Source organism: Bacteroides mediterraneensis, from assembly GCF_016900355.1.
In the GTDB taxonomy this organism is placed as follows: domain Bacteria; phylum Bacteroidota; class Bacteroidia; order Bacteroidales; family Bacteroidaceae; genus Phocaeicola.
The window spans coordinates 167,798-192,605 of record NZ_JACJKA010000003.1 but is presented as its reverse complement, the minus strand read 5'-3'; the positions used below and the strand labels follow the sequence as shown (position 1 = coordinate 192,605).

20 protein-coding genes and 2 tRNA genes are annotated in these 24,808 nt (G+C 46.8%); 8 read left to right on the top strand and 14 right to left on the bottom strand.

Annotation, left to right across the window (positions count from 1 at the left end; all coding sequences use genetic code 11):
• Window positions 1-10: 10 nt before the first annotated feature.
• Window positions 11-652, top strand: a complete 642-nt coding sequence (locus H6A28_RS03680; RefSeq protein WP_204478884.1) for an epoxyqueuosine reductase QueH — start codon at window positions 11-13, stop codon at window positions 650-652.
• On the opposite strand, the gene H6A28_RS03675 is transcribed toward H6A28_RS03680, so the two are convergent.
• Window positions 603-1,283: a hypothetical protein gene (locus tag H6A28_RS03675; protein ID WP_204478882.1), complete on the bottom strand. Its 681-nt coding sequence runs from the start codon at window positions 1,281-1,283 to the stop codon at window positions 603-605. The genes H6A28_RS03680 and H6A28_RS03675 overlap by 50 nt on opposite strands.
• 162 nt (window positions 1,284-1,445) lie before the next feature.
• Here H6A28_RS03675 and H6A28_RS03670 point away from each other — a divergent pair, with 162 nt between their 5' ends.
• The 3 genes from H6A28_RS03670 to H6A28_RS03660 are packed head-to-tail and all read left to right on the top strand — an operon-like array spanning window position 1,446 to window position 3,282.
• Entirely contained in the window at window positions 1,446-1,997 is a 552-nt protein-coding gene (locus H6A28_RS03670) for a DUF4251 domain-containing protein (protein ID WP_204478881.1), read from the top strand.
• A 16-nt stretch (window positions 1,998-2,013) separates the two neighbouring features.
• Entirely contained in the window at window positions 2,014-2,637 is a 624-nt protein-coding gene (locus H6A28_RS03665) for a DUF4136 domain-containing protein (protein ID WP_204475812.1), read from the top strand.
• Window positions 2,638-2,655: 18 nt separating this feature from the next.
• Window positions 2,656-3,282 carry an outer membrane beta-barrel protein gene (locus H6A28_RS03660; protein ID WP_204475813.1) on the top strand — a complete coding sequence of 209 codons (627 nt, stop codon included), beginning with the start codon at window positions 2,656-2,658 and terminating at the stop codon, window positions 3,280-3,282.
• A gap of 149 nt (window positions 3,283-3,431) precedes the next feature.
• Here H6A28_RS03660 and H6A28_RS03655 read toward each other — a convergent pair.
• From H6A28_RS03655 to H6A28_RS03630, 6 genes are all read right to left on the bottom strand, one after another.
• Window positions 3,432-3,503, bottom strand: a tRNA-Glu gene (locus tag H6A28_RS03655).
• 44 nt (window positions 3,504-3,547) lie between these two features.
• Window positions 3,548-3,619, bottom strand: a tRNA-Glu gene (locus tag H6A28_RS03650).
• Window positions 3,620-3,911: 292 nt separating this feature from the next.
• Window positions 3,912-5,909 carry a fructose-1,6-bisphosphatase gene (locus tag H6A28_RS03645; protein WP_204475814.1) on the bottom strand — a complete coding sequence of 666 codons (1,998 nt, stop codon included), beginning with the start codon at window positions 5,907-5,909 and terminating at the stop codon, window positions 3,912-3,914.
• A 26-nt stretch (window positions 5,910-5,935) separates the two neighbouring features.
• Window positions 5,936-7,597, bottom strand: a complete 1,662-nt coding sequence (locus tag H6A28_RS03640; RefSeq protein WP_204475815.1) for a putative transporter — start codon at window positions 7,595-7,597, stop codon at window positions 5,936-5,938.
• Window positions 7,598-7,756: 159 nt separating this feature from the next.
• On the bottom strand, window positions 7,757-9,946 hold the full coding sequence (locus H6A28_RS03635; RefSeq protein ID WP_204475816.1) for a glutamine synthetase III: 2,190 nt from the start codon (window positions 9,944-9,946) through the stop codon (window positions 7,757-7,759).
• A gap of 87 nt (window positions 9,947-10,033) precedes the next feature.
• Complete coding sequence (locus H6A28_RS03630; protein WP_204475817.1) at window positions 10,034-11,263, bottom strand: LL-diaminopimelate aminotransferase; 1,230 nt, start codon at window positions 11,261-11,263, stop codon at window positions 10,034-10,036.
• A gap of 153 nt (window positions 11,264-11,416) precedes the next feature.
• Here H6A28_RS03630 and H6A28_RS03625 point away from each other — a divergent pair, with 153 nt between their 5' ends.
• Both H6A28_RS03625 and H6A28_RS03620 read left to right on the top strand, forming a co-directional pair.
• Window positions 11,417-12,304: a YitT family protein gene (locus H6A28_RS03625; protein WP_204478879.1), complete on the top strand. Its 888-nt coding sequence runs from the start codon at window positions 11,417-11,419 to the stop codon at window positions 12,302-12,304.
• Window positions 12,305-12,325: 21 nt separating this feature from the next.
• Window positions 12,326-12,913: a Crp/Fnr family transcriptional regulator gene (locus H6A28_RS03620; RefSeq protein ID WP_204475819.1), complete on the top strand. Its 588-nt coding sequence runs from the start codon at window positions 12,326-12,328 to the stop codon at window positions 12,911-12,913.
• A gap of 26 nt (window positions 12,914-12,939) precedes the next feature.
• Here the strand turns inward: H6A28_RS03620 and H6A28_RS03615 are convergent, their stop codons facing one another.
• From H6A28_RS03615 to thiD, 5 genes are all read right to left on the bottom strand, one after another.
• On the bottom strand, window positions 12,940-14,187 hold the full coding sequence (locus H6A28_RS03615; protein WP_204478878.1) for a hypothetical protein: 1,248 nt from the start codon (window positions 14,185-14,187) through the stop codon (window positions 12,940-12,942).
• 5 nt (window positions 14,188-14,192) lie between these two features.
• The gene (locus H6A28_RS03610) at window positions 14,193-15,851 is read right to left on the bottom strand and encodes an AMP-binding protein (RefSeq protein ID WP_204478876.1); all 1,659 of its coding nucleotides are present in this window, start codon (window positions 15,849-15,851) and stop codon (window positions 14,193-14,195) included.
• A gap of 123 nt (window positions 15,852-15,974) precedes the next feature.
• Window positions 15,975-17,675, bottom strand: a complete 1,701-nt coding sequence (locus H6A28_RS03605; RefSeq protein WP_204478874.1) for an alpha-amylase family protein — start codon at window positions 17,673-17,675, stop codon at window positions 15,975-15,977.
• A 125-nt stretch (window positions 17,676-17,800) separates the two neighbouring features.
• Window positions 17,801-18,688, bottom strand: coding sequence for an ACP S-malonyltransferase (gene fabD / locus H6A28_RS03600; protein ID WP_204475823.1), 888 nt, complete (start codon window positions 18,686-18,688; stop codon window positions 17,801-17,803).
• Between the two features lie 54 nt (window positions 18,689-18,742).
• Entirely contained in the window at window positions 18,743-19,576 is an 834-nt protein-coding gene (gene thiD, locus H6A28_RS03595; RefSeq protein WP_204475824.1) for a bifunctional hydroxymethylpyrimidine kinase/phosphomethylpyrimidine kinase, read from the bottom strand.
• Between the two features lie 82 nt (window positions 19,577-19,658).
• Between thiD and H6A28_RS03590 the strand changes: the two genes are divergently transcribed.
• Window positions 19,659-20,723: a mannose-1-phosphate guanylyltransferase gene (locus tag H6A28_RS03590; protein WP_204475825.1), complete on the top strand. Its 1,065-nt coding sequence runs from the start codon at window positions 19,659-19,661 to the stop codon at window positions 20,721-20,723.
• Window positions 20,724-20,808: 85 nt separating this feature from the next.
• Here H6A28_RS03590 and tpx read toward each other — a convergent pair whose 3' ends face one another.
• On the bottom strand, window positions 20,809-21,312 hold the full coding sequence (tpx, locus tag H6A28_RS03585; RefSeq protein WP_204478873.1) for a thiol peroxidase: 504 nt from the start codon (window positions 21,310-21,312) through the stop codon (window positions 20,809-20,811).
• A 127-nt stretch (window positions 21,313-21,439) separates the two neighbouring features.
• Between tpx and H6A28_RS03580 the strand changes: the two genes are divergently transcribed.
• Window positions 21,440-22,354, top strand: coding sequence for a DUF368 domain-containing protein (locus H6A28_RS03580; RefSeq protein ID WP_204475827.1), 915 nt, complete (start codon window positions 21,440-21,442; stop codon window positions 22,352-22,354).
• Between the two features lie 303 nt (window positions 22,355-22,657).
• Here H6A28_RS03580 and H6A28_RS03575 read toward each other — a convergent pair whose 3' ends face one another.
• Complete coding sequence (locus H6A28_RS03575; RefSeq protein WP_204475828.1) at window positions 22,658-24,397, bottom strand: glutamine--tRNA ligase/YqeY domain fusion protein; 1,740 nt, start codon at window positions 24,395-24,397, stop codon at window positions 22,658-22,660.
• Between the last annotated feature and the right edge of the window lie 411 nt (window positions 24,398-24,808).

The following is a 24,808-nucleotide window of genomic DNA, read 5'->3' as shown; positions in this document are numbered from 1 at the left end:
GGAGGAAGCGATGAAAAAGAAAAAATTTGAACTGGAGGTGCCCGGTGGGGCAGACAAAGTGTTGCTACACACTTGCTGTGCACCTTGTTCATCGGCCATTATTGAATGCCTGATGCAGCATGGGGTGCGTCCTACCATTTATTATTGCAATCCGAACATCTATCCGCTGGAGGAATATACCATCCGCAAGGACGAATGTACCCGTTATGCCCAGTCGCTGGGGTTGGAAATTGTGGATGCGGACTATGACCACGAAGCCTGGCGATGTACGGTGGCCGGACTGGAAAATGAGCCAGAGCGTGGAGGTCGCTGTCTGAAATGTTTCAAGATGCGTTTGGCCGATACGGCCCGCTATGCTCATGAACACGGCTTTTCGGTGATAACCACTACGCTGGCTTCTTCGCGCTGGAAAAGTCTGGACCAGATAAACGAAGCCGGACGTTGGGCTGTGGCTTCCTATCCGGATGTCACATGGTGGGAACAGAACTGGCGCAAGGGAGGACTCAGTGAGCGCCGCATCGCCATTATCAAGGAATATAATTTCTACAACCAGCAATACTGCGGTTGTGAGTTCAGCATGCGCAAGCCGGATGGAGAGTCTTCTACTCCTTCTTCTCCGCTTCCGTCTCCGTCTCCTTCTTCGTCTCGATAGGCATGGTGTTTTCCTTGTAGGCGGAGAAGCCTTTCACTTTCACACGTTCTTTCTTTTCTTCCTCATTGATGGCGGCCTGCCCCAGCTGGTTCATGTTGTCCTTGATTACATTGTGCATGTCGAAGAAATAGTCGAGCAGCATTTTCATGTGCTCTTCCAGTTCTCCTTCGTTGGGAGAGAAGAAAGTGTGACAACGGGAATGCAGACCGATAGTCTTTTCATCCTCATCGGCCATATATACGGTGGTGACCAGTGAGTTCACATTGGCCAAGTTGATGATTTCTTTTAAATAAGGTAAAGCTTCATTGTCCGCATTGATGGAGCCCCACCAGGGATTCCAGATCATGATAAACCGGTTTTCCTCTTCGGCCGCAATGTAGAAATCATCTCCCTGATATTTGAAGGTGATGTGATTCTCTTCGTTCACTTCCGGCTGACAGCCGATTTTCTTCAGTACGCTGATGACAAGTTCTTTTGTGGTGACCTCGTCGAGCTCATCTTTTGTCATCCTCTCGATATGTTCCAGCTTCCTGCGGCGTTCTTGCCAGAAACGCAAGATAAACAGCACCACGGGCCAGAGCGCCAGTGCGATGACGGCAATTAATAGGGTGATTTCACTGAGGGGTGTCATAGGCTGTTTTTTTAGGTTAGTTGATATATTTTTCTTTTTCTATTCTAAAGATAACATTTTCCTTTGAAAAAGGAGATAACTATTATACTTTTTTAAGCGGATAGCATGCAGCAAAAATGCGATCCGTTTGTTTATTAGTTGTAAACTTTAAAACGAGAGATTATGCGAAAATTAGTATCTATTTTGATATGTGCTTTGGCCTTAATGGCCGGACATATCCAGGCTCAAGAAGTCGAATTGACAAAAGCAGAGAAGAAGGCGCTCCAGGAGAAAATCGACAGTATCCAGCATGCGGAAGCTATTAAGGCTATCAACGAAAAGGAATTTACGCTTGAAGCCGACCAAGTGGTGTTTAAGTATGGGCAGACAGCTTATGTAACTGCAAATACCAACTTTGTATCGGTTAACGGAGAGAATGCTGTAGTACAAGTAGCGTTCAACATTCCGGCGGCAGGACCTAATGGCTTGGGTGGTGTGACAGTGGATGGAAAAGTATCTTCTTATGAGGTAAAGACCGACAAGAAGGGCACTACTTATCTTTCCATGAATGTGATGGGGATAGGCATTTCGGCCCGTCTGGATATCACCATGCCGAAAGGTACAAACAGTGCCACTGTGACTATTTCACCGAATTTTAATTCTAATCGTCTGACCTTGAACGGTGTGATACTGCCGGCTTACAAGAGCTCTGTATTCAAGGGACGTTCACTTTAATAAATTGGAATGTAGTATGAGAAAAATTTTATTTTTTGCGTGTCTGTTGTTAGGGTTGTCGGCTTGTGAGAAAGACCCTGACATGAACAAGCTGGATGCGGATCTGGTGGTGTACACCGATTATGACAAGGATGCCGACTTTGGTAGCTATAAAACTTATTTCCTGCCCGACAGTATTCTGGAGGCAGGTGGACATCGTGCCACTTACTGGAAAGATGAGAATGCAAAAGCAATTCTGAATGAAGTGGCTGAAGAAATGAACAGCCGTGGATATACCCGTATCCTTGACCCGGAGAAAAAGGATGAGGCCAGCGTAGGCGTACAGCTGTCTTACGTGGCTCAGACCACTCAAGTGACTACTGGTGGCTACTGGGGCGGCTGGTGGGACTATGGTTTCTGGGGGCCTTGGTCCGGATGGTATTATCCGTACCCTGTCACCTATTCTTACAATACGAATACATTGGTGATGGAGATGGTAGACCTTTCAGCAGGAACAGACAGTTCATCAAAGAATCTTCCAGTAGTCTGGTATGCCAGTGCGTCCGGATTCCAGTATAGCGGACGTTTCAATCAAAGTTTGTTAGAGGATGCGGTAGTTCAGGCCTTTGAACAGTCACCTTATATCAAATCGGTCAATTAAACTAAGGAGGAATTTCAAATGAAACTAAATGTATTGAAAAGAATAGCGTTGGTGACCTTTATGTGCCTTGGAGTAGCCGTAAAAGGATTTTCGCAATATGATGTCAGCAAGACTACCTTGAAGATTGACTGGCAAATGAATGCTCCTTTCTCCACCAATTTTGCAGACAAGCTGAGCGGATGGGGAATGAACTTTGAATTGGGATATGAATTGACCCCTCGTTGGGAAGTGGGAGTGTTTGCTTCCTATCATACCAATCATCAGTATGTAGGGCGGCAGACCTTGTCATTGTCTCCTACGGAATCTTTGACTACCGACCAGCAGCGTTCGGCTTTTCAGGTACCGTTTGGCGTGATGGGAGCTTATAATCTTTCTACCAACCGTTATGTAAAACCGTATGTAGGAGTAAAGGCCGGTACCATGTTTGCCCGCTATACGACCTATTTTGGAAGTACCGGTATGTATGACAAGTCATGGGGATTCTATGTGTCTCCTGAAATCGGTGTGAAGATCTATCCTACAGGAAAGAAGTGGGGATTCCACGTAGCCGGATATTACAGCTATGCTACGAACAAGACCCAGACGTTGACTTTCGATGTAGAAGGACAGAACCAGGCTGGTTTCCGTTTGGGTGTCATCTTCTAAAGGAAACTGACGGGGTATAAATAATTGTCATATTTATTGATTCACAAGAGAGGTGCTTGAAGGCGTCAGCCTTCGGCACCTTTTTTATTGCGGGCATCATTCTTGTGGACATGAAAAAAGCCGCCTCAAGAATTGAGACAGCTTTTCAGTAGCCCGTGGGGGAATCGAACCCCCCTTTCAAGAATGAAAATCTTGCGTCCTAACCGATAGACGAACGGGCCATCCTTTTGCATCGGAATACCGTATGCGTTGTTTCTTTTTTCAGTAGCCCGTGGGGGAATCGAACCCCCCTTTCAAGAATGAAAATCTTGCGTCCTAACCGATAGACGAACGGGCCATCCTGGCTTTGTGTTGAAGCGTTTTTCAATCACGGGTGCAAAGGTACGCATTATTTTTGAATATGCAAGCGTTTCATGAAAAAAAGATACGCTATGATGTAAAAAAAAGACTCTGGAAGCTTAAAAATGTGTCTTTGTGAAGGGGCTGGAAAAACGCAAGTGCATTTAAAAGAAAACGCAAGTACGTTTCGGGTAAAACGTACTTGCGTTTTAGATAAAACGTCAAAGCGTTTTGGTTCAAATGCGCTTGCGTTTTACTTGAAACGTCTAAGCGTTTTTTGGAGAGGATATTTACATCCCTTTTTCTTTGATGATACCGTTCTGGTAGGCTACTAAGAGTTTCTTCAGGTCTTCAATCTGTACCATCAGTTCACGTCCTTTGTCGGTATCCTTCACCATCATTCGCTTGCTGCTCATTTCCACAATCTGGGTAGTCGACTTGATGTCGAGTCCTTCCTCGATGGCTTTCTGGGTAGAAGTGAACGGCTCATGCTGTACGAGTTGGAAACCGCGGGAATGGTATACCAGCGTGTAGCCTGCAATACCGGTTTCCGGCTGGTAGGCTCTGGAGAATCCGCCGTCGATGACCATCAGCTTGCCATTGGCCTTGATAGGCTTTTCGCCCTTCACGGCTTTCACAGGTACGTGACCGTTGATGATGTGGCGGTGTTCGCCTTCCACGCCGAATTCATCCATAATCATGTCGCAGATATCTTCCCGGTCGCGCAAGGTGTAATAGTATCCTTTTATTTCCTTGTGGGTTTCTTTGTCGGTCAGGAAGTACCGTTCGAAAGTAGCCATCTTGCTCTTGTCGAAGGCCGGGGAGTTCTTGCCGCACCACAGATACCAGATGAAATCTCTGGCAAACGCTTTTTCCGGATGGTCGTCTTCGGCAAAATAAGCGGTACGGATGAGTTGTCCTACCCGTTTCAGCAGGGCCTCTCCCTTGTAGTTCTGTCCTAATATGCTTACTTCCTTCAAAGTGCCGTCGGCGTTCATCGGCATGGAGGCATGGAAAAGCAGGTTGGAATTGCAGACATTGTACATGCAGCCGTAGCGGAATAGACACTTCATGTGCTTGCGCAGTTTTTCGCTGCCAGTGAAAGAATTGTGCAGTTTTTCCACGATTTCCTGTTCTTCTTCTGTCAGCTGGTACGGATGTTCCGGATCCACAGTTGGGAACAGGCAGTCGCGCATTTCGTAGTCTTTGCCGTCGAGCTGGAATACTTTCCGTTTGAAGTCGATGTGGTGCAGCAGCATGCGGTCGTTCATCTCAAATTCCGGATGACGGAGAATGGCGGCTGCTTCCAGCTTGAACTGTATGATGGTGATGGCCTTGTGCATCTGCGAGATGAGTCGCAAGGTCTTGTCATTGTAGGTACTGCTTTCCGGAGCTATTTTGGGCACGAAATATTCACACGGGTCGTTGGCATATGCTTCCATGGCAAAGGTTGCCAGCGGGAGCAGGTTGATGCCGTAACCGTCTTCCAGTGCCGGGAGGTTTCCGTAGCGCATGGCCAGGCGGAGTACGTTGGCAATGCAGCAGTCGTTGCCCGAAGCAGCTCCCATCCACAGGATGTCGTGGTTTCCCCATTGGATGTCGAAGTTGTGATAGTCGCAGAGCGTATCCATGATGATGTGAGGTCCGGGACCACGGTCGAAAATATCTCCTAAAATGTGCAGGGAGTCGATGGTCAGCCGTTGAATCAGGTTGCACATGGCGATGATGAAGTCATCGGCACGCCGGGTATCGATGATGGTGCGGATAATGACATTGATGTAGGCCTGCTTGTTGGGGTCCATGGAACTTTCGTGAAGCAACTCCTGGATGATGTAGGAGAATTCTTCGGGAAGTGCCTTGCGGACTTTTGAGCGGGTATATTTGGAAGAAACATTCTGGCACACTTTTACCAGCTGGTTCAAGGTAATGACATACCAGTCTACCAGGTCTTTTTCCACTTCTTTCACCAGTTGCAGCTTCTGTTCCGGATAATAAATCAACGTGCAAAGCTCCTTTTTCTCCATTTCGCGGAGGTTGTTGCCGAAAATCTCGTTGACTTTCCGCTTGATGGCTCCTGAAGCGTTGCGGAGCACGTGCTGGAAGGCTTCATACTCTCCGTGAAGGTCGGCCAGAAAATGTTCTGTACCTTTTGGCAGGTTGAGGATGGCTTCCAGGTTGATGATTTCCGTACTGGCAGCAGCCAGGCTGGGAAAATCGTGGGAGAGGAGTTCCAGGTAACGGATATCCTCTTGTATCATTTCGGGTGTGATTTGTTTATACGTTTCCATGTGAGTGGTTTAGTTTAGATTTTACTTTATAAGAACAACATCAGTATCAGTTGGGCGATGATGACGCGGGTAAACATGCCGAGCGGATAGACGGTGGCATAGCTTACGGAAGGTTCGTCGCCGGGGATGATGTCGTTGGCATAGTTCAGGGCCATGGGGTTTGCCATGCTGCCGCACAGCATGCCGCAGGTGTTTCCGAAGTCCATCTTGCACAGGCGGAGTGCCACCAGTGCCATGATGACTACCGGAATGAAGGTAATCAGGAAGCCGATACCTACCCACAGGGCTCCTTCCGGCCGCATGACGGTTTCAAAGAAGTGGGCTCCGGCATCCAGTCCGAGGCAGGCCAGATAGAGCGAAAGTCCGATACCTCTCAGCATCAGGTTGGCGCTTCGGGTGGTATAGGTGACCAAGTGCAGGCGAGGACCGTAGGCCCCGATCAGGATACCCATGATGATAGGACCGCCCGCCAGTCCCAGCTTGACCGGTGAGCTGATACCCGGGATGGCAATGGGGATAGAGCCGACCACCAGTCCCAGTACGATACCGATAAAGATAGAGGCCAGGTTCGGGTCTTTCAGGGTCTTGACCGTATTTCCCAGTACTTTTTCGACATTTTGGATGGCAGCCGCTTCACCTACCACGGTCAGTCGGTCGCCCAATTGCAACACCAGTCCTGGAGTGGCCAGCAGTTGCACACCGCTACGGAGTACCCGGCTGATGTTGATGCCGTATGTGTTTCGCAGACGGAGCGAGCCCAGCTTTTTCCCGTTGATTTCCGGACGTGACACGACGATGTGTTTGGATATCAGTTTGCTGTCGATGGCATTCCAGTCGATGTCTTCCTTGTTCCAGTCCCGTTTCTCCTGTTCCCCGAAAAGAATGGTCAGGGTGGGGGCATCCTTTTCGGTCGTGATGACCAGGATGCGGTCGTTCTCTTTCAGAATCTTTTCGGAAGTAGGGATACTGACGGTACCTTCCCGCCAGAGTCGGGAAATGACAAATTTGGGATATCCGGCTTGAGCGATGCTTTGTATGCTTTTGTTGAAGATAGCAGGGTTATGCACCTGGAAAGTGGCTATGTAAGTATGGTTCGGGTCATCGTGTTCCCGTTCGTGCATATCGGAAGGACGGACAAAGAATTTTTTGATGACTAAAATGGCTAAAATGACACCCACTACTCCCAGTGGATAGGTTACCGCACAGCTGAGGGCAGCTCCGCTGGTAGGTTCTCCCAACTGCTTTAAGGTTTGTTGGGCGGCACCCAGTGCCGGTGTATTAGTGGTAGCACCGCATAAGATACCTACCATGTCGGGAAGGCCTATCGGGGTAGTCAGACTCAGGATGACTGCCATGAGGGTACCCAGGAAAATGACTCCCAACCCCAGCATATTGAGGCTGAAACCTCCTCGTTGGAAGGAACTGAAAAAACCGGGACCGACTTGCAGTCCTAATGCATAGACAAACAATACCAGTCCGAAGCTTTCTGCGTAGCTTAGCATTTGCGGGTCAATGGCAAAGCCCAGATGTCCTGCCAGGATACCCATAAAAAAGACAAAGGTAACTCCGAGCGATATTCCGAAAACATGAATTTTCCCTAATCCTAACCCGATGGCTGTAATCAAGGAAAGTATGATGACCGCCTGTAGTGGAGACTGTTCTACAAATAAATTTATTAACCATTCCATGCTGCAAAGATATATACTTTGTAGAAAATAAATCTTTTGTACCGGACAAAATGTTAGAAAAGTGCGTCAATAACAAATCCCCGAAGGGCTTTCTGGCAGAAAATAGCCTTTGAAAAGCCTTCGGGGATGATAAAAATAAGGTTGTGGGGTACGGCCGAATTATCGTACGAACAGCAGTTCGCGGTATTTCGGGAGCGTCCACATCTGGTCGTCTACAATCAGTTCCAGCTTGTCAATGTGGTAACGAATTTGTTCCAGCATCGGAGCCACTGTGTCGTGGTAGGCGATTGCCTTTTCACGTTCAGTGGTAATGCGGTTGGCCACTTTGCGGGCTTCTACCATTTCGTCCACATGCTTCTTGATGTATGAAGTATGTTCCGAAATCGCTTTGATGATGTTCAGGTTCTCAGCCGACAGTGCATGAGCTTCGTCTTCCGGGAACAAAGATTTCATCTTGTAAGCATTGTCAATCAGCTTGCTCTGGTATTCAATGGCTACCGGAACCACGTGGTTCATTACCAGGTCACCCAGCACACGGGCTTCTATCTGGATTTTCTTGGTATACATTTCCCATTTCACCTCGTTGCGAGCTTCCAGCTCCTTGCGGTTCATGACACCGGTAGATTCGAACATGTGGATGCTTTCCGGTTTCAGGTAATTGTCGAAGATGACCGGACAGCTGGTTTCACAGTCCAGACCGCGGCGGGCTGCTTCTTCTTTCCATTCTTCGCTGTAACCGTTGCCGTCGAAGCGGATAGGCTTGCATTCCTTGATGCATTTGCGGACTACCTGGATGATGGCTGAAATCTTCGGTTCCCCTTTTTCAATCAGTTCGTCCACTTCTTTCTTGAATTCAGTGAGCTGTTCAGCTACGGCAGTGTTCAGGGCAATCATGGCGCTGGCACAGTTAGCTTCCGATCCCGGTGCACGGAATTCGAAACGGTTACCGGTAAAGGCAAACGGCGACGTACGATTTCGGTCTGTATTATCAATCAGCAGTTCCGGAATTTGCGGAATGTCGAGTTTCATTCCCTGCTTTCCTCCCAAAGACACGAGGTCGTTATTGGTGCTTTCTTCCAGATGGTCGAGTACTTTACTCAGCTGAGTACCCAGGAAAGAAGAGATGATGGCGGGAGGTGCTTCGTTAGCTCCCAGACGGTGTGCGTTGGTGGCGCTCATGATGGAAGCTTTCAACAATCCGTTGTGGCGGTACACAGCCATCAGGGTATTCACTACGAAGGTGATGAAACGCAGGTTGTCTTCGGAGGTTTTGCCTGGAGCCATCAACAGTGTACCGGTGTCGGTACCGAGCGACCAGTTGTTGTGCTTTCCGGAGCCGTTGACGCCTTTGAACGGTTTTTCATGCAGCAGCACGCGGAATCCGTGGTTGCGGGCAATCTTCCGCATCAGCGACATGATCAGCATGTTGTGGTCTACGGCCAGGTTACATTCTTCGTAAATAGGAGCCAGCTCGAACTGGTTCGGAGCTACCTCATTGTGACGGGTCTTGACTGGAATACCCAGTTCAAGAGCCTGGATTTCGAGGTCTTTCATGAAAGCAGCCACACGGGTCGGAATAGCACCGAAATAGTGGTCTTCCAACTGTTGGTTCTTGGATGCTTCGTGTCCCATCAAAGTACGTCCTGTCAGCAACAGGTCCGGACGTGCGGCATACAATCCTTCGTCTACCAGGAAATATTCCTGTTCCCAACCCAGATAAGATACAATTTTCTTTACTGACGGGTCGAAGTAGTGCATCACATCGAGTGCGGCTTTGTTGACTGCACGTAGGGCCTTCAGCAATGGAGCCTTGTAGTCGAGTGATTCGCCGGTATAGGCTATGAATACGGTAGGGATGCACAAGGTGTCATCTACTACGAATACCGGTGAGGAAGGATCCCATGCACTGTAACCGCGCGCTTCGAATGTATTACGGATACCTCCGTTCGGGAATGACGAACCGTCTGATTCCTGCTGTACCAGCAACTTGCCGGAGAATTCTTCCAGCATGCCGCCTTTTCCGTCATGTTCCACGAATGCGTCGTGCTTTTCGGCGGTGCCTTCGGTCAAAGGCTGGAACCAGTGGGTGTAGTGCGTTACTCCCAGTTCGATGGCCCAACGTTTCATTCCGTCGGCTACGGCATTGGCGATGCTGCGGTCGAGAGAAGCGCCGTTGTCAATGACGTCAATCAGTTTGGCATAGACATTGCTCGGCAGGTACTTGAACATTTTTTCGCGGTTGAACACGTATTTGGCAAAATACTCACTCGGGCGTTCTGCCGGTGACGGTACTTCTACCGGCTTCTTGTGGAATGCCTTTTCCACAACTCTGAATCTTAATTTAGACATACTATCTTATTTCTTATTTAAGTTGTTTGGTTTTATGGTTGATGTATGGGTTGTTGTTTGAGGTATTGGGTTGTGTTGGAAGGTTGCTTACAGGCACTGACAGATTCTTCGAATGCCTTCCTCGCATTGGTGACGGTCGCCGAAAGAAGTCAGTCGTACATATCCTTCACCGCTGGGGCCGAATCCGACTCCCGGGGTGCTCACTACGTGTGCTTCGTACAGCAGTTTGTCGAAGAACTTCCATGCGGTCTGATTGCCCGGTGCCTTTACCCATAAGTAAGGTGCATTGTCTCCCCCAAAGAACTGTACACCGGTCTTCGAGAGCATTTTTTTCATGATTTTGGCATTGTCCATATAATATTTCACCATGGCCTTTACTTGTTCTTTCCCCTCCGGAGTATAAATTGCTTCGGCTCCTCGCTGAGTGATATAAGATACTCCGTTGAATTTGGTGGCCTGTCGTCTGAGCCATAGTTTGTTCAGTTGTACCCGTTCTCCTTCCAGGGTGGCTGCGGTCACCTCCTTCGGGATGACCATGTATCCGCAGCGTACTCCGGTAAATCCGGCGGTCTTTGAGAAACTACGGAATTCGATGGCTACTTTCTTGGCCCCTTTGATTTCATAGATAGAGTGGGGAATGTCGGGATCTTGTATATAGGCTTCGTAGGCTGCATCGAAAATGATGAGTGCATCGTTTTCTATGGCATAGTTGACCCACTTTTTGAGTTCGCTCTTCGTCAAGACAGCTCCAGTGGGGTTGTTCGGGTAGCATAGATAAATGATGTCAATGCGCTGCTTCGGAATTTCCGGCACGAAATTGTTTTCGATACGGCAAGGCATATAGACTACATTGCTCCATTTTCCATCTTCCTCCAGCACTCCCGCTCTTCCACAGGAAACATTGGAGTCGATGTAGGCCGGATAAATGGGATCAGTCACTCCGATGCTGTTGTCATGGCGCAGGATGTCACCGATGTTTCCCGTATCTGATTTTGAACCATCGCTGATAAATATTTCATTGCTGTCAAAATTGATGCCATGAGCCGCATAATCATGTTTCAGAATGGCTTCGATTAAGAAATCATATCCTTGTTCGGGACCATATCCTCTGAAGGTTTCCGCGTTGCCTAATTCTCCGGCAGCTTTTTGCATGGCTTCCACACATGCTTTGGGAATAGGTAGGGTCACATCGCCGATTCCCAGATGAATGATGCGGGCCTGGGGATGTGTCACTTTAAAAGAATTTACTCTTTTCACGATATCGGAAAACAAGTAGTTTTCCGGTAATTTGAGCAGGTGTTCGTTGACTAATGCCATTTATTCTTCTATTTGCCGGCAAAATTACAAAAATCATGCCATTTTAGAAAATCTGTTCTTGCTTTATTTTCTTATTTTTTGAAATTGATATAAGTCAATTCTGTGGATTTTTTTTTACTTTTGCATTCGAAATTTTTAAAGAAAACCAAAGAGATGAATCCAGCTTTGCCTACTACGAGAAAGCAGAAATTATTGAGAGAAACCAAGGATTATTTAATGATCGCATTGGGAATGATTATGTATGGTATCGGATGGACCGGATTTTTGTTGCCCAGTGATATTCCTTCGGGCGCAGTGCCGGGTATTGCGTCAATTATTTTTTGGGGTACGGGTTTTCCGGTGCAATACACTTATTTAATCATTAATTTCTTGCTGCTTTTACTTGCCTTGAAAATTTTGGGGCTTAAATTTTGTTTGAAGACCATTTTCGCAGTCTTTACATTGACCGTTATTTTGAGTGTCATTCAAAAAATTATTTCCGGGCCTTTGATTCATAATCAACCGTTCATGTCGTGTGTATTGGGAGCTTCTTTCTGTGGAGCGGGTATCGGAGTGGCATTTTCTGCCAATGGAAGTACCGGTGGTACAGATATTATAGCCGCTATTGTCAATAAGTACCGTGACATTTCATTGGGAAAAGTAATTCTGATTTGCGATGTGATTATTATTTCTTCAAGTTATTTGGTGTTACATAGCTGGGAGAAAGTGGTTTACGGATATGTGGTATTGTTTATTTCCAGCTTTGTGCTCGACCAGGTGGTGAACAGTGCCCGTCAGTCAGTACAGTTTTTCATCATATCCAATAAATACGAAGAGATTGGAGCCCGCATCAACAAGGACCTGCATCGTGGCGTGACTTTCATTGATGGGGTGGGATGTTATACTCACAATGGAGTCAAGATGATGTTTGTATTGGCAAAGAAAAGAGAGTCAAGCACGATTTTCCGTTTGATAAAAGATATTGATTCCAAGGCTTTTGTTTCACAAAGTGCCGTAATTGGAGTGTTTGGAGAAGGTTTCGACCGTATAAAAGTGAAGTAACGTTAGAGAAAAGTGAATAGTATGATGACAAATGTAGAAGTGGCTAGACTGATGACGTCGGGGATGAAATGTCTTCTAAACCGGGAGCAGCTTCATGAACTGGCGGAGATACTGACTTGTAGAAAATACAAGAAAGGTGAAAGGATTTTGAATGAAGGTGACGTTTGCCGTTGCATGCTTTATGTGGAAAAAGGACTGACTCGTCAATTCTATTTTAAGTACGATAAGGATTTGACGGAACACATTGCCTACGAAGGAGGAGTTGTTATTTGTCTTGAAAGTTACTTGAAAGAAGAGCCTACGCGGCTGATGATTGAAACCTTGGAACCTTCTATATTGTGGGAGATCCCAAAGGACCGGTTGGAGCAGTTGGCGCTGAAAGATGCAGGTATCGGGGCATGGTATCGGAGAATTTTTGAGTTGTCTTTAATTGAGTCGCAGGTAAAAGCGGATACGCTGCGGTTTGAACCGGCCCATGAGCGTTACAACAAATTGCTTCAGTTGCATCCTGAAATCTTGAAGCGTGCCCCCTTGGTGTATATCGCTTCTCTGTTGCAGATGACTCCGGAAACTTTGAGCCGGGTGCGTTCTGCAAGTCTGAACAGTTGATTCTGAAAAAATGAGGAATGGTCTGTTTAAAACAGAACCATTCCCGCTTCAAAGACCATTTTCTGGTCAAAAGCATGATTGCCTTTATAGGTACGGGTCCATCCGTATCCGCCGGATACGAAGAGACCAAATTTTTTCGTCAGGCTGTATTCCAAGCTGATGCGAGGTTCCAGCGCATACAAGCGTGCGGGGATTCCCTGATTTTTTTTGTCCAGTGATTCGATGTGGTAGTATCCGACGTCTGCGCTGAGATCGAGTTTCTTAGTCAGGCTGTGATATACACCGGCCCGATAAAATCCGCTGACGGAAACGGGACGATCGGTTCCCAGATAGTAAGCTCCCGCACCAATCTGTGTGTAAGTAAATTTGTTCTTGAAGCGGATAGACAGGCTTCCTTTGTTGGCATTACCTCCGGAGATGATCATTTGTACGCGTGTTTCCGGTTTCAGGTTGATACAGCCTATCTGATGTGCCGTACTGTCTATACTTACGTTGATAATTCCTATCTGATAGCCTCGGGCATCACTTTTGGTATTTACATTACCTATGCCTAACTGTACGCCTTTGTTTTCCACGCTGTAGTTCAGTAAGGCACTTTGTACACCTTTGTTTTCCACACTGACATTTCCTAAACCAGCCAGCTGCCATCCTTCGTTGGATTTTCCTGTGACGTTGAGCAACGAAGTCAATTGAACGCCTCTGGAGGAGGTTCCTGACACGTTCATCAGTCCGCTGAGAATCAGTCCGGCCTGTACATCTTTGTTGACGTTGGCCAGTCCCGCAATAGCTACCCCTCGAAAGTCTTCGCTTACGTTGACCAGTCCGGCAATACCCATACCTTTAATGTCTCCTCCCGAGATGTTTCCCAGTCCGGCCACAGACATGCCGTATGCAGAGGTCCCTGTTACGTTAGTTAGTCCGGAGAAGATAAATCCACAGGCTCTTTTTCCTGTCACATTGGCAATACCTGAAATCTGTACCCCCGTGGATTTTAATCCTGCCACATTGGTAAGTCCGGAAATCTGCAGGCCGTATGCGTTATAGTGTTGCAAGCTTGAAATCGCATTGATGCCCACTCCGTTCAGGCAAGGATAGTTGCTGAACAGTCCCAGGTTGAAGTATGTCCGTTGAGGGAATTTTTTTTTGCTGGTAATGTTCAGTGATACATTAGGCCCTTTTTTCAGTACACTTTTTTGCTCCTTTTTCTGGGCTGAAACAGGTGTTCCCGCCAGGAGGCTTCCCAGCAGGAACACGGATATAAGTTTTAATCTCATGGTGATTATTTGACTTCTTGGTAAAGGAATCGTTTAATACTCTTCTTCGGCGTTTTTTCAAACTCTTCCGGATAAATCTTGACACGCGCAATCTGTGAATAGGCAGGAAGTTCCGCATTGACTGCTACACGGTTTTCTTCCATGATTCTTTCAATGTCTTCCTTGGTCAGACCCTGTTTGAATGCTTCATCAAAGTCCGGATAAATCAGGGCTGCCAGTTTGTGGTCGCTTTGCTGGATGACAATGTTCTCACATACATACGGCAGGTTACTGATTTTCTCTTCAATCTCTTCCGGATAGATGTTCTGTCCGGAAGGTCCGAGCAGCATATTCTTGCTTCGTCCTTTGATGGTGAGATTACCTTCCTTGTCCATCACTCCCAAGTCGCCCGTATGCAACCAGCCTTCCGCGTCAATGGCTTGGGCGGTAGCTTCCGGATTCTTGTAATAGCCTAACATGACATTTTCGCCTCTTGTGAGGATTTCTCCTACCACGTTTTGTGGGTCTGGACTGTCAATCTTGATTTCCATTCGGGGAGCTGCTTTTCCACATGAACCAGGTTTGTAGCGCCGCCAGTCTTCATAACTGATAATCGGACCGCACTCCGTCATGCCATAACCTACTGTATAAGGGAAATGCAAGCTTCTCAGCAGGCGCTCCACATCCTGATTGAAGGCTGCTCCTCCGATAATAATCTCATAGAAGTTGCCGCCAAAGGCCTGTACCATGTGTTCACGTACCGCTTCTTTGATTTTGTCATTGATGATGGGCACCTTCAGCAGGATTTTCATTTTCAGTGTTTCCAGTTTGGGCAATACGTTCTTCTTGATGATTTTCTCAATGATAAGCGGAACGGAAATCACGATGTGAGGCTTCACTTCGGTAAAGGCCTGGAAGATGATTTTCGGGCTTGGCATGCGAGTGAGGAAGTATACATGACAGCCTGCGCAGAATTCGTAGATGAATTCGAAGGCAAGCCCGTACATGTGGGCCATGGGAAGGATGGAAATCACTTTGTTTCCTGGTTGTAGATGCAAGACTTCAAAAGCGAACTGCGTATTGGACCACAGGCTGCGATAGGGAAGCATGACACCTTTGGAGAAACTGGTTGTTCCTGATGTGTAGTTGATCAGGGCAAGCTCTTCCGGTGTATCTCTCCGGTAGCTGACATGTTCTTTCCGGAAGTTGCGGGGAAACTTTTTCCCGAACATTTCATTCAAATGTTCACGGGCATATTCCAGCTGTTTGCTGCGGCATACAAGCAGGGTGAAGTCGGTCATCAGGATGATGCCTTCCAGGTTGGGCATTTCGTTTTCATTCAATGATTCCCATACCACATCGCCTACAAAAAGCAGACGGGCATCGGAATGATTGACGATGTTGTGCACATTGTCTGCCTTGAATTCATGTAGAATAGGGACCGCTACCGCCCCGTAGGTCAGGATAGCCAGGAAAGCGACGCCCCAGTGCGAACTGTTACGTCCGCATAAGGCTACTTTGTCGCCTGGTTTGATACCGCTTTCTTCCAGCAGAATATGTAGTTTCTCTATTTTACGTGCTACGTCCTTGTATTGCAAGGTGGCTCCTTTATAATCTGTCAGGGCATCCAAATCCCAATTGTTCTTGATGCTGTCTTCTACAAAGGCCAGAAAACTTTTTTCCATATAATTGTATTGATTGTTTGCACAAAGTTGGCTCATTTGTGCAAAGATACCTTTTTGTTTCAAGTTACCAAATAAAATAAATCAAAACTATGCGATAGAGGTCGGTATTTCGCAGCGTATGAGTTATTTTATTTTGAACTTCAGGATTTTTCCGCCGAATGCCGGAAGTTCCGTGCAGACCGGACTGTCGGGAGAAAGGCAGATGGTTTCCTGTTTTCCGGAGAGCAGGTCCTTGCATTTGCATTTTGGTGCAGGAGTCATTTTCAGATAATCGAATGCATGTGAAGGTATATTGACGCCAATCTGTGCGGCAGCATCCCCGAAGTTTACCATAATCAGCAGTACCTCGTTGGCAAATTTCCGCAAGAAAGCATATTGCTTGTGTTCGTTCATCTGCCATCCGTTCAGGTTGACATACATCAAATCGAAAAAGTCACCGTCACTGATGGCCGGTTCAGTCTGACAGATATGCAGAATGGTTTCATAAATATGACGTAATTCTTTTTCTCTGTCATTCAGCAGATGCGTATTCCAGCGCCCGTGGTTGTTCCAGCGGAAAATACTGTCCACACACCAGTAGTCGAAGATGGTGGTTCGTCCGTCACGTCCGCTGAAGCCTTCGCTGTCCATACCTTTTTCACCTAATTCCTGTCCGAAATACAGCATGACCGGATTTTTCCGCAGACAAGCTGAAACGATGAAGGCTGGAATAGCCTTGAACGGGTCTTGTGCAAAGAACCCGGAGGCGATACGCTGTTCGTCATGGTTTTCCAGGAAGTTCAGCATGTGGTCTTGAATATCGTCCACGTTTTGCCAGCAATGCGTGATGCCGGTGGCTGAACCATAGCCGCAGGTGATGTTTCTCAGTGTGTCGTACAGTCCCACTTTGTCGTACAAGTAATCGAAATGTCCGTTGTAAATGTAGTTCCGGTATTCGTTGGGATTATATACCTCGGCAATAAAGATGATATGCGGATAAGTGGCTTTAATGCGCGGAATCACCCATCCCCAGAATTCGCAGGGAACCATTTCCGCCATGTCGCAACGGAAACCGTCGATTCCTTTTTCGGCCCAGTAGTTCAGGATCTGCTCCATTTTCAGCCAAGTATTGGGTATCGGGTCGAAGTGTCCTCCTGTATGGTTGATGTAATCCACGCCATAGTTCAGTTTGACTGTTTCATACCAGTCGTTCCGGTTGGGCCATGGGTCAAAGCGGTCGTTTCCGGTAGCTTTGGCCGGCATTTCCTCGTAGGTTCCCATTTCCGGGTTGTAAAAATCAATTTCTCCTCCCAGTTTCTGGTCTGGAATGTAGTAGAAGTTATTTTGTGGATTGAAAGCCTGTGTGCAGTCATCCTCTTCTCCCAAATCTTTTACTCCTTGTGGTTTGGCAATGGAATGATACTGACGAGCTACATGGTTTGGTACGAAATCGATAATCATTTTCAGCCCACATTCATGGGTACGTTTCACCAAATCATCGAATTCTTCCATTCGTTTATCTACGTGTTCGGCCAAGTCGGGATCTACATCATAATAATCTCGGATGGCATAAGGAGAACCCGCTTTTCCTTTCACGATGGAAGGATGATTCTTGGGGATACCGTATGCGGTATAATCTGTTTGAGAAGCATGGGCCAGTAGGCCGGTGTACCAGATGTGGGTGGCTCCCAGTTTCTTGATTTCATGTAAAGCCTGTTTGGTGAAATCTTTCATTTTTCCGCATCCGTTTACTTCGATGCTTCCATCTGGCTGACAAGTTTTGTTCTGATTTCCAAAAAGTCTCGTAAAGACCTGATAAATAATGATTTTTTTTGTCGTTTCCATAGTGATGTTCTTTATTTGTGGTTGATAAAAAAAGAAAAAGCACGAATTATACGGTTTAGCACGGATGTATGAAAGGGATCCGCCAGTTTCGTATAATTCGTGCCTGTGTCAGACTGATTGTCTGATTATGCTATTCCATGTGCATTGACTTCTTTGTTGATTTTCTTGATCAGTCCCTGCAGTACGGCGCCCGGACCACATTCTGTAAAGTCGTCGGCTCCGTCGGCAATCATGTGCTGTACGGTCTGTGTCCAACGAACAGAAGCAGTGAGCTGTGCTACCAGGTTCTTCTTGATTTCAGCCGGGTCTGTATGAGGAAGAGCGTCTACATTCTGGTAGATCGGACATTTCGGGGTGTGGAACTCTGTAGCGTTAATAGCCGCTTCCAGTTCAACCTTGGCAGGGTCCATGAGCGGAGAGTGGAAAGCACCACCTACTTTCAACGGGAGGGCACGTTTGGCACCAGCTGCTTTCATCAGCTCACAAGCCTTGTTGATACCTTCAATGCTTCCTGAAATCACAATCTGTCCCGGGCAGTTGTAGTTAGCTGCCACACAGACTTCTCCTTCGGCTGCTACAGAGGCGCAGATTTCTTCTACCTTCTCATCCGGCAAAGCAATGATGGCCGCCATGGTAGACGGATGGGCTTCGCAGGCTTTCTGCATGGCCATGGCGCGTGCATACACCAGTTTCAGTCCGTCTTCGAATGACAAGGCTCCGGCAGCTACCAGGGCAGAGAATTCACCCAAAGAGTGTCCGGCTGTCATTTCCGGTTTGAAGTTTTCACCCATGCACAAGGCAGAGATGACAGAGTGAAGGAATACGGCAGGCTGTGTGACCTTTGTCTGACGCAAATCCTCGTCTGTACCTTCAAACATGATATCAGTAATGCGGTAACCTAAAATATCGTTGGCTTTCTCAAATAATTCTTTGGCAAGCGGAGATGTTTCGTACAGGTCTTTTCCCATTCCTACGAACTGAGCTCCTTGTCCAGGAAATACAAATGCTTTCATATTTTCTTTATGGTTTAAGTTATTGGTTGCAAAGGTAATGATTCTTTTGACATATTACCCGTTTTTGTCGAAAATGTGCATTGGTACAGGCGAATAGAAGTGATTCAGCGGGCCGTGTCCATGGCCGATGCATACGTCTTTTCCTGCTTCAATACCCTTGTACACATATTGTTTGGCTTTTTCCACAGCATCGGTAACAGTCTCTCCCAAAGCCAGATAGGTGGCAATGGCCGAGGAAAGCGTACAACCCGTACCGTGGGTGTTCCGGCTGTCTACCTTCGGGGCGGCAAACAGATGAGGCGCTTCCTCGCCGCTGACCTGAAGTACATCGCACATACGGCCGCCTTCCAGGTGTCCGCCTTTGACAAGTACCCCCCGGCATCCCAGTTTCAGCATTTCTTTTGCCTGTCGTTGCATTTCCTCCACGGTACAGATCTTTTGTCCTGCTAAAATTTCTGCTTCGCTCAAGTTGGGGGTAATCAGGGTAGCCAGTGGAATCAGCCGGGTAGTGATGGCTTCAATGGCTTCGTCTTCCATCAATTTGCAGCCGCTGGTCGATACCATGACGGGGTCGAACACCACAAACTGAGGTTGGTATTTCTGAAGCATTTCAGCAATGACTTCCACTATTTTCGTGTCATTGATCATGCCAATCTTGATGGCCTGCGGGCGGATGTCGTCCATGACGGCTTCGATTTGTCCCTTCACGTAGGAAGGAGGAACCGGATGGATACCGGTGACGCCGCAGGTGTTTTGTACGGTGATGGCGGTGATGGCGCTGGCCGCATAGGCACCCAGTGCAGAGATGGTTTTGATATCAGCTTGAATGCCTGCCCCGCCGCTACAGTCAGATCCGGCGATGGTCAGTACGCATGGGTAAGTTCTCATTTCCAGTAGATAATTTTTTACAAAGATAGGAAATATTCAAATTAAACATTTAACTTTGCGAAGTTACCAAGAAAAGTTTGTTATGAATCCGACGAATAATCACGTGGTCATTATGGCTGGAGGCATAGGCAGTCGCTTTTGGCCGATGAGCAGTCCGGAAATGCCCAAACAGTTTATTGATGTATTGGGTTGTGGACGTACGCTCATCCAACTGACCGTAGATCGTTTTAAAGATGTATGTCTGCCTGAAAATATATGGGTTGTTACCTCTGCAAAATATGCGGATATCGTAAAAGAGCAATTGCCGGAAATCTCTTCAGATCATATCCTGCTTGAGCCTTGCCGACGGAACACAGCCCCTTGCATTGCTTATGTGAGTTGGAAAATCAAGGCCCGCAACCCCAAAGCCAATATCGTAGTGACTCCCAGTGACCATATCGTGATGAACGTGCGCGAATTTGACCGTGTAGTGACTTCTGCGATGAAGTTTACGGCCGATTCAGACGCCATTGTGACGTTGGGAATGAAAGCGACCCGTCCGGAAACAGGTTACGGATACATTGAAGCCGATTTGTCGATGGCCTGCCCTTCGAACAAGGAAATCTATCGGGTGGATGCTTTTCGTGAAAAACCGGATTTGGCTACGGCAGAACGTTATCTGCAGCGGAAAAATTATTTCTGGAATGCAGGTATTTTCGTATGGAATGTCAATACGATTGTCAATGCCATCCGTGTGTATCAGCCGGTCATGGCAAAGATTTTCGAACGTCTTTTTCCTTATTTCTATACCGACAAGGAGCAGGAGATGGTGGATGAACTGTTTCCTACTTGTGAGAATATTTCGGTGGACTATGCCATCATGGAAAAAGCGGACGAAATATATGTGTTCCCGGCTTCTTTCGGATGGAGCGACCTGGGCACCTGGGGCTCTCTTCATGAAAATTCCAAGCACGATGCCCATCACAATGTGTGTATCGGACCGGACATTAAAATGTATGAATCACGTAATTGTATAGTACATACTACCCAGGAAAAGAAGGTGGTGGTGCAAGGACTGGACGGTTACATTGTGGCAGAAAAGAACAATACGTTGCTGGTTTGCCGCTTGTCGGAAGAACAGCGCATCAAGGAATTCTCTGCAGAATAAACATACAAGGTCATAATATAAGGAAAGGGGCCACTCGTAATGAAACGGGTGGTCCCTTTCTTATTATTGTAGATGTTTTCCCTTTTTATTTGAGGGCAGCCAGTGCAGCTTCGTAATCGGGCTCTTCCACGATTTCCGGAACCAGCTGCGTGTAGATAACCTTTCCTTCCGGATTCAGGATTACTACGGCGCGAGCCAGCAGTCCGCACAGAGGGCCATCGGTCATCAGTACACCGTAATCTTTACCGAAAGTAGAAGTGTAACGGTAGTCTGACAATGGAATGACACGTTCGATGCCTTCAGCCGTGCAGAAACGTCCTTGTGCAAATGGCAAATCCTTAGAGATAGCCAGCACCAGTGTATTTTCCATGCCTGCAGCCAGCTGGTTGAACTTACGGACAGAAGCGGCACATACACCCGTATCCATGCTCGGGAAAATGTTCAATACCACATATTTACCTTTGGTATCAGCCAGGGTGAATGAACTCAGGTCGCCTTTGACCAGTGAAAAATCTGGAGCCTGTGCTCCTTTCTGTATAAACTCTCCGGCCAGTGTGACAGGAGTTCCTTGAAATAAAGTTGTAGCCATAATCAATCTATTTTTTAATAATCGCTATAAAAGTAACAATAAAAAACGTAAAATGTTTCCGATGGATGGTAGCATAGCAGTTTTTTTTCGTTTACTTTGCATCCGCTAACTTTTTACAAATAAATTGATGGAACGAAAACTGAAAGACTATGCGGTTCTGATGTTAAAAGGTATGGGGATGGGAGCTGCAGATGTGGTTCCCGGCGTATCGGGAGGAACCATTGCCTTCATTGTGGGTATTTATGATGAGTTGATTAATTCAATTAAAAGCATCAACCTGGAAAGCTTGAAATTGTTCTTTACTGGAAAATGGGGGGCTTTCTGGAAAAAAATCAATGGCAACTTCTTGTTTTTTCTGTTGGCAGGAATCGGTATCAGCGTGTTTTCACTGGCCAAACTGATTACCTGGCTGCTGGTAGACCATCCGATATTGGTGTGGTCGTTCTTTTTCGGACTGGTGCTGGCTTCCACTTGGTTTGTATCGAAAGATATCAAGGAGTGGAAAAGCTGGAAAACTTGGATTGCCTTTGTGATAGGGGTGGTGATAGCGTTTTATATTACGGTGGCCACTCCGGCCGAGACGCCGTCGAACTTGCTGTTTATCTTCGTGTGCGGGGCCATCGCCATTTGTGCGATGATTCTTCCGGGCATTTCCGGTAGCTTTATCCTGGTGTTGTTGGGGAAATACTTCTTCATTATGGATGCGGTGAAGACGCTGGACGTGGTGGTGATGGTGGTCTTTGCGGCAGGTGCCTGTATTGGAATCACTTCTTTCTCACGAATCTTGTCGTATGCCTTGGCCCATTTTCGTAATATCACATTAGCGGTGCTGACCGGTTTCATGCTGGGGTCATTGAATAAAGTATGGCCTTGGAAAGAAGTGGTGGAAACATTTGTGGACAGTCATGGAGAAGTGAAGCCGCTGGTAGAACATAACATCCTTCCGAATGCCTATGTACTCGAAGCGGTAGTACTGATGGTGGTCGGATTTTTCTTGGTATATTTTCTGGAGAAACTTTCGGCCAAGACTTCGGAACGTTAACTCGATATTTTCACAATGCTTTTACCGTCGGATGAATGTCCGGCGGTTTTTTTATGGCTGATTTTGGGGTTTGGAAGGGAATTTTCCGGCCTGAAAAAAAGACACCATTGCGTTTCAAAAAAACGCTTTGGCGTTTGGACTGAAACGCACTTGCGTTTTCCTTTAAACGCACTTACGTTTGAAATAAAACGCCCTTGCGTTTTAGTCTAAACACAAGGGCGTTTTTTGAGAGGGGGCGATATCCCGAAAAATCGTCAGAAATCTTCCAAAAAATCAACTTTTTCTGTATCCTGAAAGGGATTCTTATTTGTTAATTTTACTCCAAGTATCTTTCAGAGAAACCGTGCGGTTGAAAATCAGATGCTCTGGAGTAGACTCTTTGTCTACGGTGAAGTAGCCGATACGCTGGAACTGCAGGTAGTCGAGCGGTTTGGCATCGGCCAGGTATTTTTCCACGTAGCATTCCGGCAATACTTTCAAAGAATCCGGATTGATCATTTCCTTCATGGCTTCCAGTGCAGAGCATCCTTTGGCTTCGCGGATAGCCGCCATTTCGTCACGCGGATTTTCTACCTTCCACAAGCGGTCGTACAAACGTACTTCTGCTTTCAGGCAGTGGTTGCAGCTTACCCAGTGGAGGGTACCTTTCACCTTGCGGTTGGCTTCCGGCATGCCGCTCTTCGTGTTCGGGTCGTATTCTGCATATACCTCTACCACGTTTCCGTTTTCGTCTTTCTTGCAGCCTGTACATTTCACGATGTAAGCGTTTTTCAGGCGGACTTCCTGTCCCGGAGTCATACGGAAGTATTTCTTCGGTGCATTTTCCATGAAGTCTTCACGTTCCATCCAAAGTTCACGGCTGAATTCGATGGTGTGTGTGCCGGTGCTCAAGTCTTCCGGATTGTTGATGGCTTCCATTTCTTCCACTTTTCCTTCCGGATAGTTGGTCAGAATCAGTTTTACCGGATTCAGTACGGCAGACACACGCGTAGAGCGGGCGTTCAGGTCTTCACGTACGGCACTTTCCAGCAAGGCGAAGTCGTTCAGGGCATCATAAGTGGTATAACCAATCTTGTCGATGAACTTGTGGATAGACTCCGGTGAATATCCACGGCGACGGAATGCGCAGATGGTCGGCATTCGGGGGTCATCCCATCCGTCTACCAAACCTTCCTTGACCAGGGTCAGCAGGTTACGCTTACTCATCAGCGTGTAGCTCAGGTTCAGCTTGTTGAACTCATACTGGTGCGGACGGTTGTCGTTCAGGTCTTTGCCTTCTTTTACCCAGTCGACGAACAAGTCGTACAGCGGGCGGTGTACCACGAATTCCAGTGTACACAGTGAGTGGGTTACTCCTTCGAAATAGTCGCTCTGTCCGTGTGCGAAGTCATACATCGGATAAGCTTTCCATTTGTCACCTGTACGGTGGTGAGGCGTTTTTACGACACGATAGATAATCGGGTCGCGGAAATGCATGTTCGGGTTGGCCATATCGATTTTGGCACGCAACACCATCTTTCCTTCCTCAATTTCTCCGGCATTCATTTTCTGGAACAGTTCCAGACTTTCTTCAATCGGACGGTTGCGGTAAGGGCTTTCCGTTCCAGGTTGGGTCGGTGTACCCTTCTGGGCAGCGATTTCTTCTGAAGTCTGCTCGTCTACATATGCCTTTCCTTCTTTAATCAGACGGATGGCAAAGTCCCAAAGCTGCTGGAAATAGTCAGAAGCATAATATTCGTGTCCCCACTGGAATCCCAGCCACTGGATGTCTTCCTTGATGGCTTCTACGTATTCCACGTCTTCTTTGGTGGGGTTTGTATCATCAAAACGCAGGTTACAGACACCGCCATAGCGCTGGGCGATTCCAAAGTCCAGACAGATGGCCTTTGCATGTCCGATGTGCAGGTATCCGTTGGGTTCAGGCGGGAAACGGGTCTGTATTCTTCCGCCGTTTTTACCTTCCTGTAAGTCTTTCTCTACAATTTGTTCAATGAAATTCAGACTCTTCTTTTCTGAATTTTCAGTCGTATTTATCTCTGTCATACGGAAACGTTTTATGTTTTCTTTATATGGTTGCAAAATTAGTAAAAATAATCACCGTGTGAATAAATGCGGAAAATATTTCTGCAAATGGATGCGTTTTACTTAATTTTGCTTATCTTTGTAAGAGCACACGGATGTATGTTGTTAATAATGGCAAACGAAAGAAAATGAAAAAAAACGCAGAATGTGTTTTATGACATATTTTTTTATTTGGTTACCTGAAAAAAACGCCGCATCTTTGTGCCGTTATCCTGAAAACAATCTTTTTACCTTAAGAAAAAAAACTAATACCTATTGAAAACTTAAAAAGGCCCTTTGTGAAAAGCGCCTTTTTTTTGTCTTTACATTTCTGTTTCATTTTTATTTCTTCACTTCTTTTTTCAAGGTGTGGTAGGGGATTGCTGTATCACT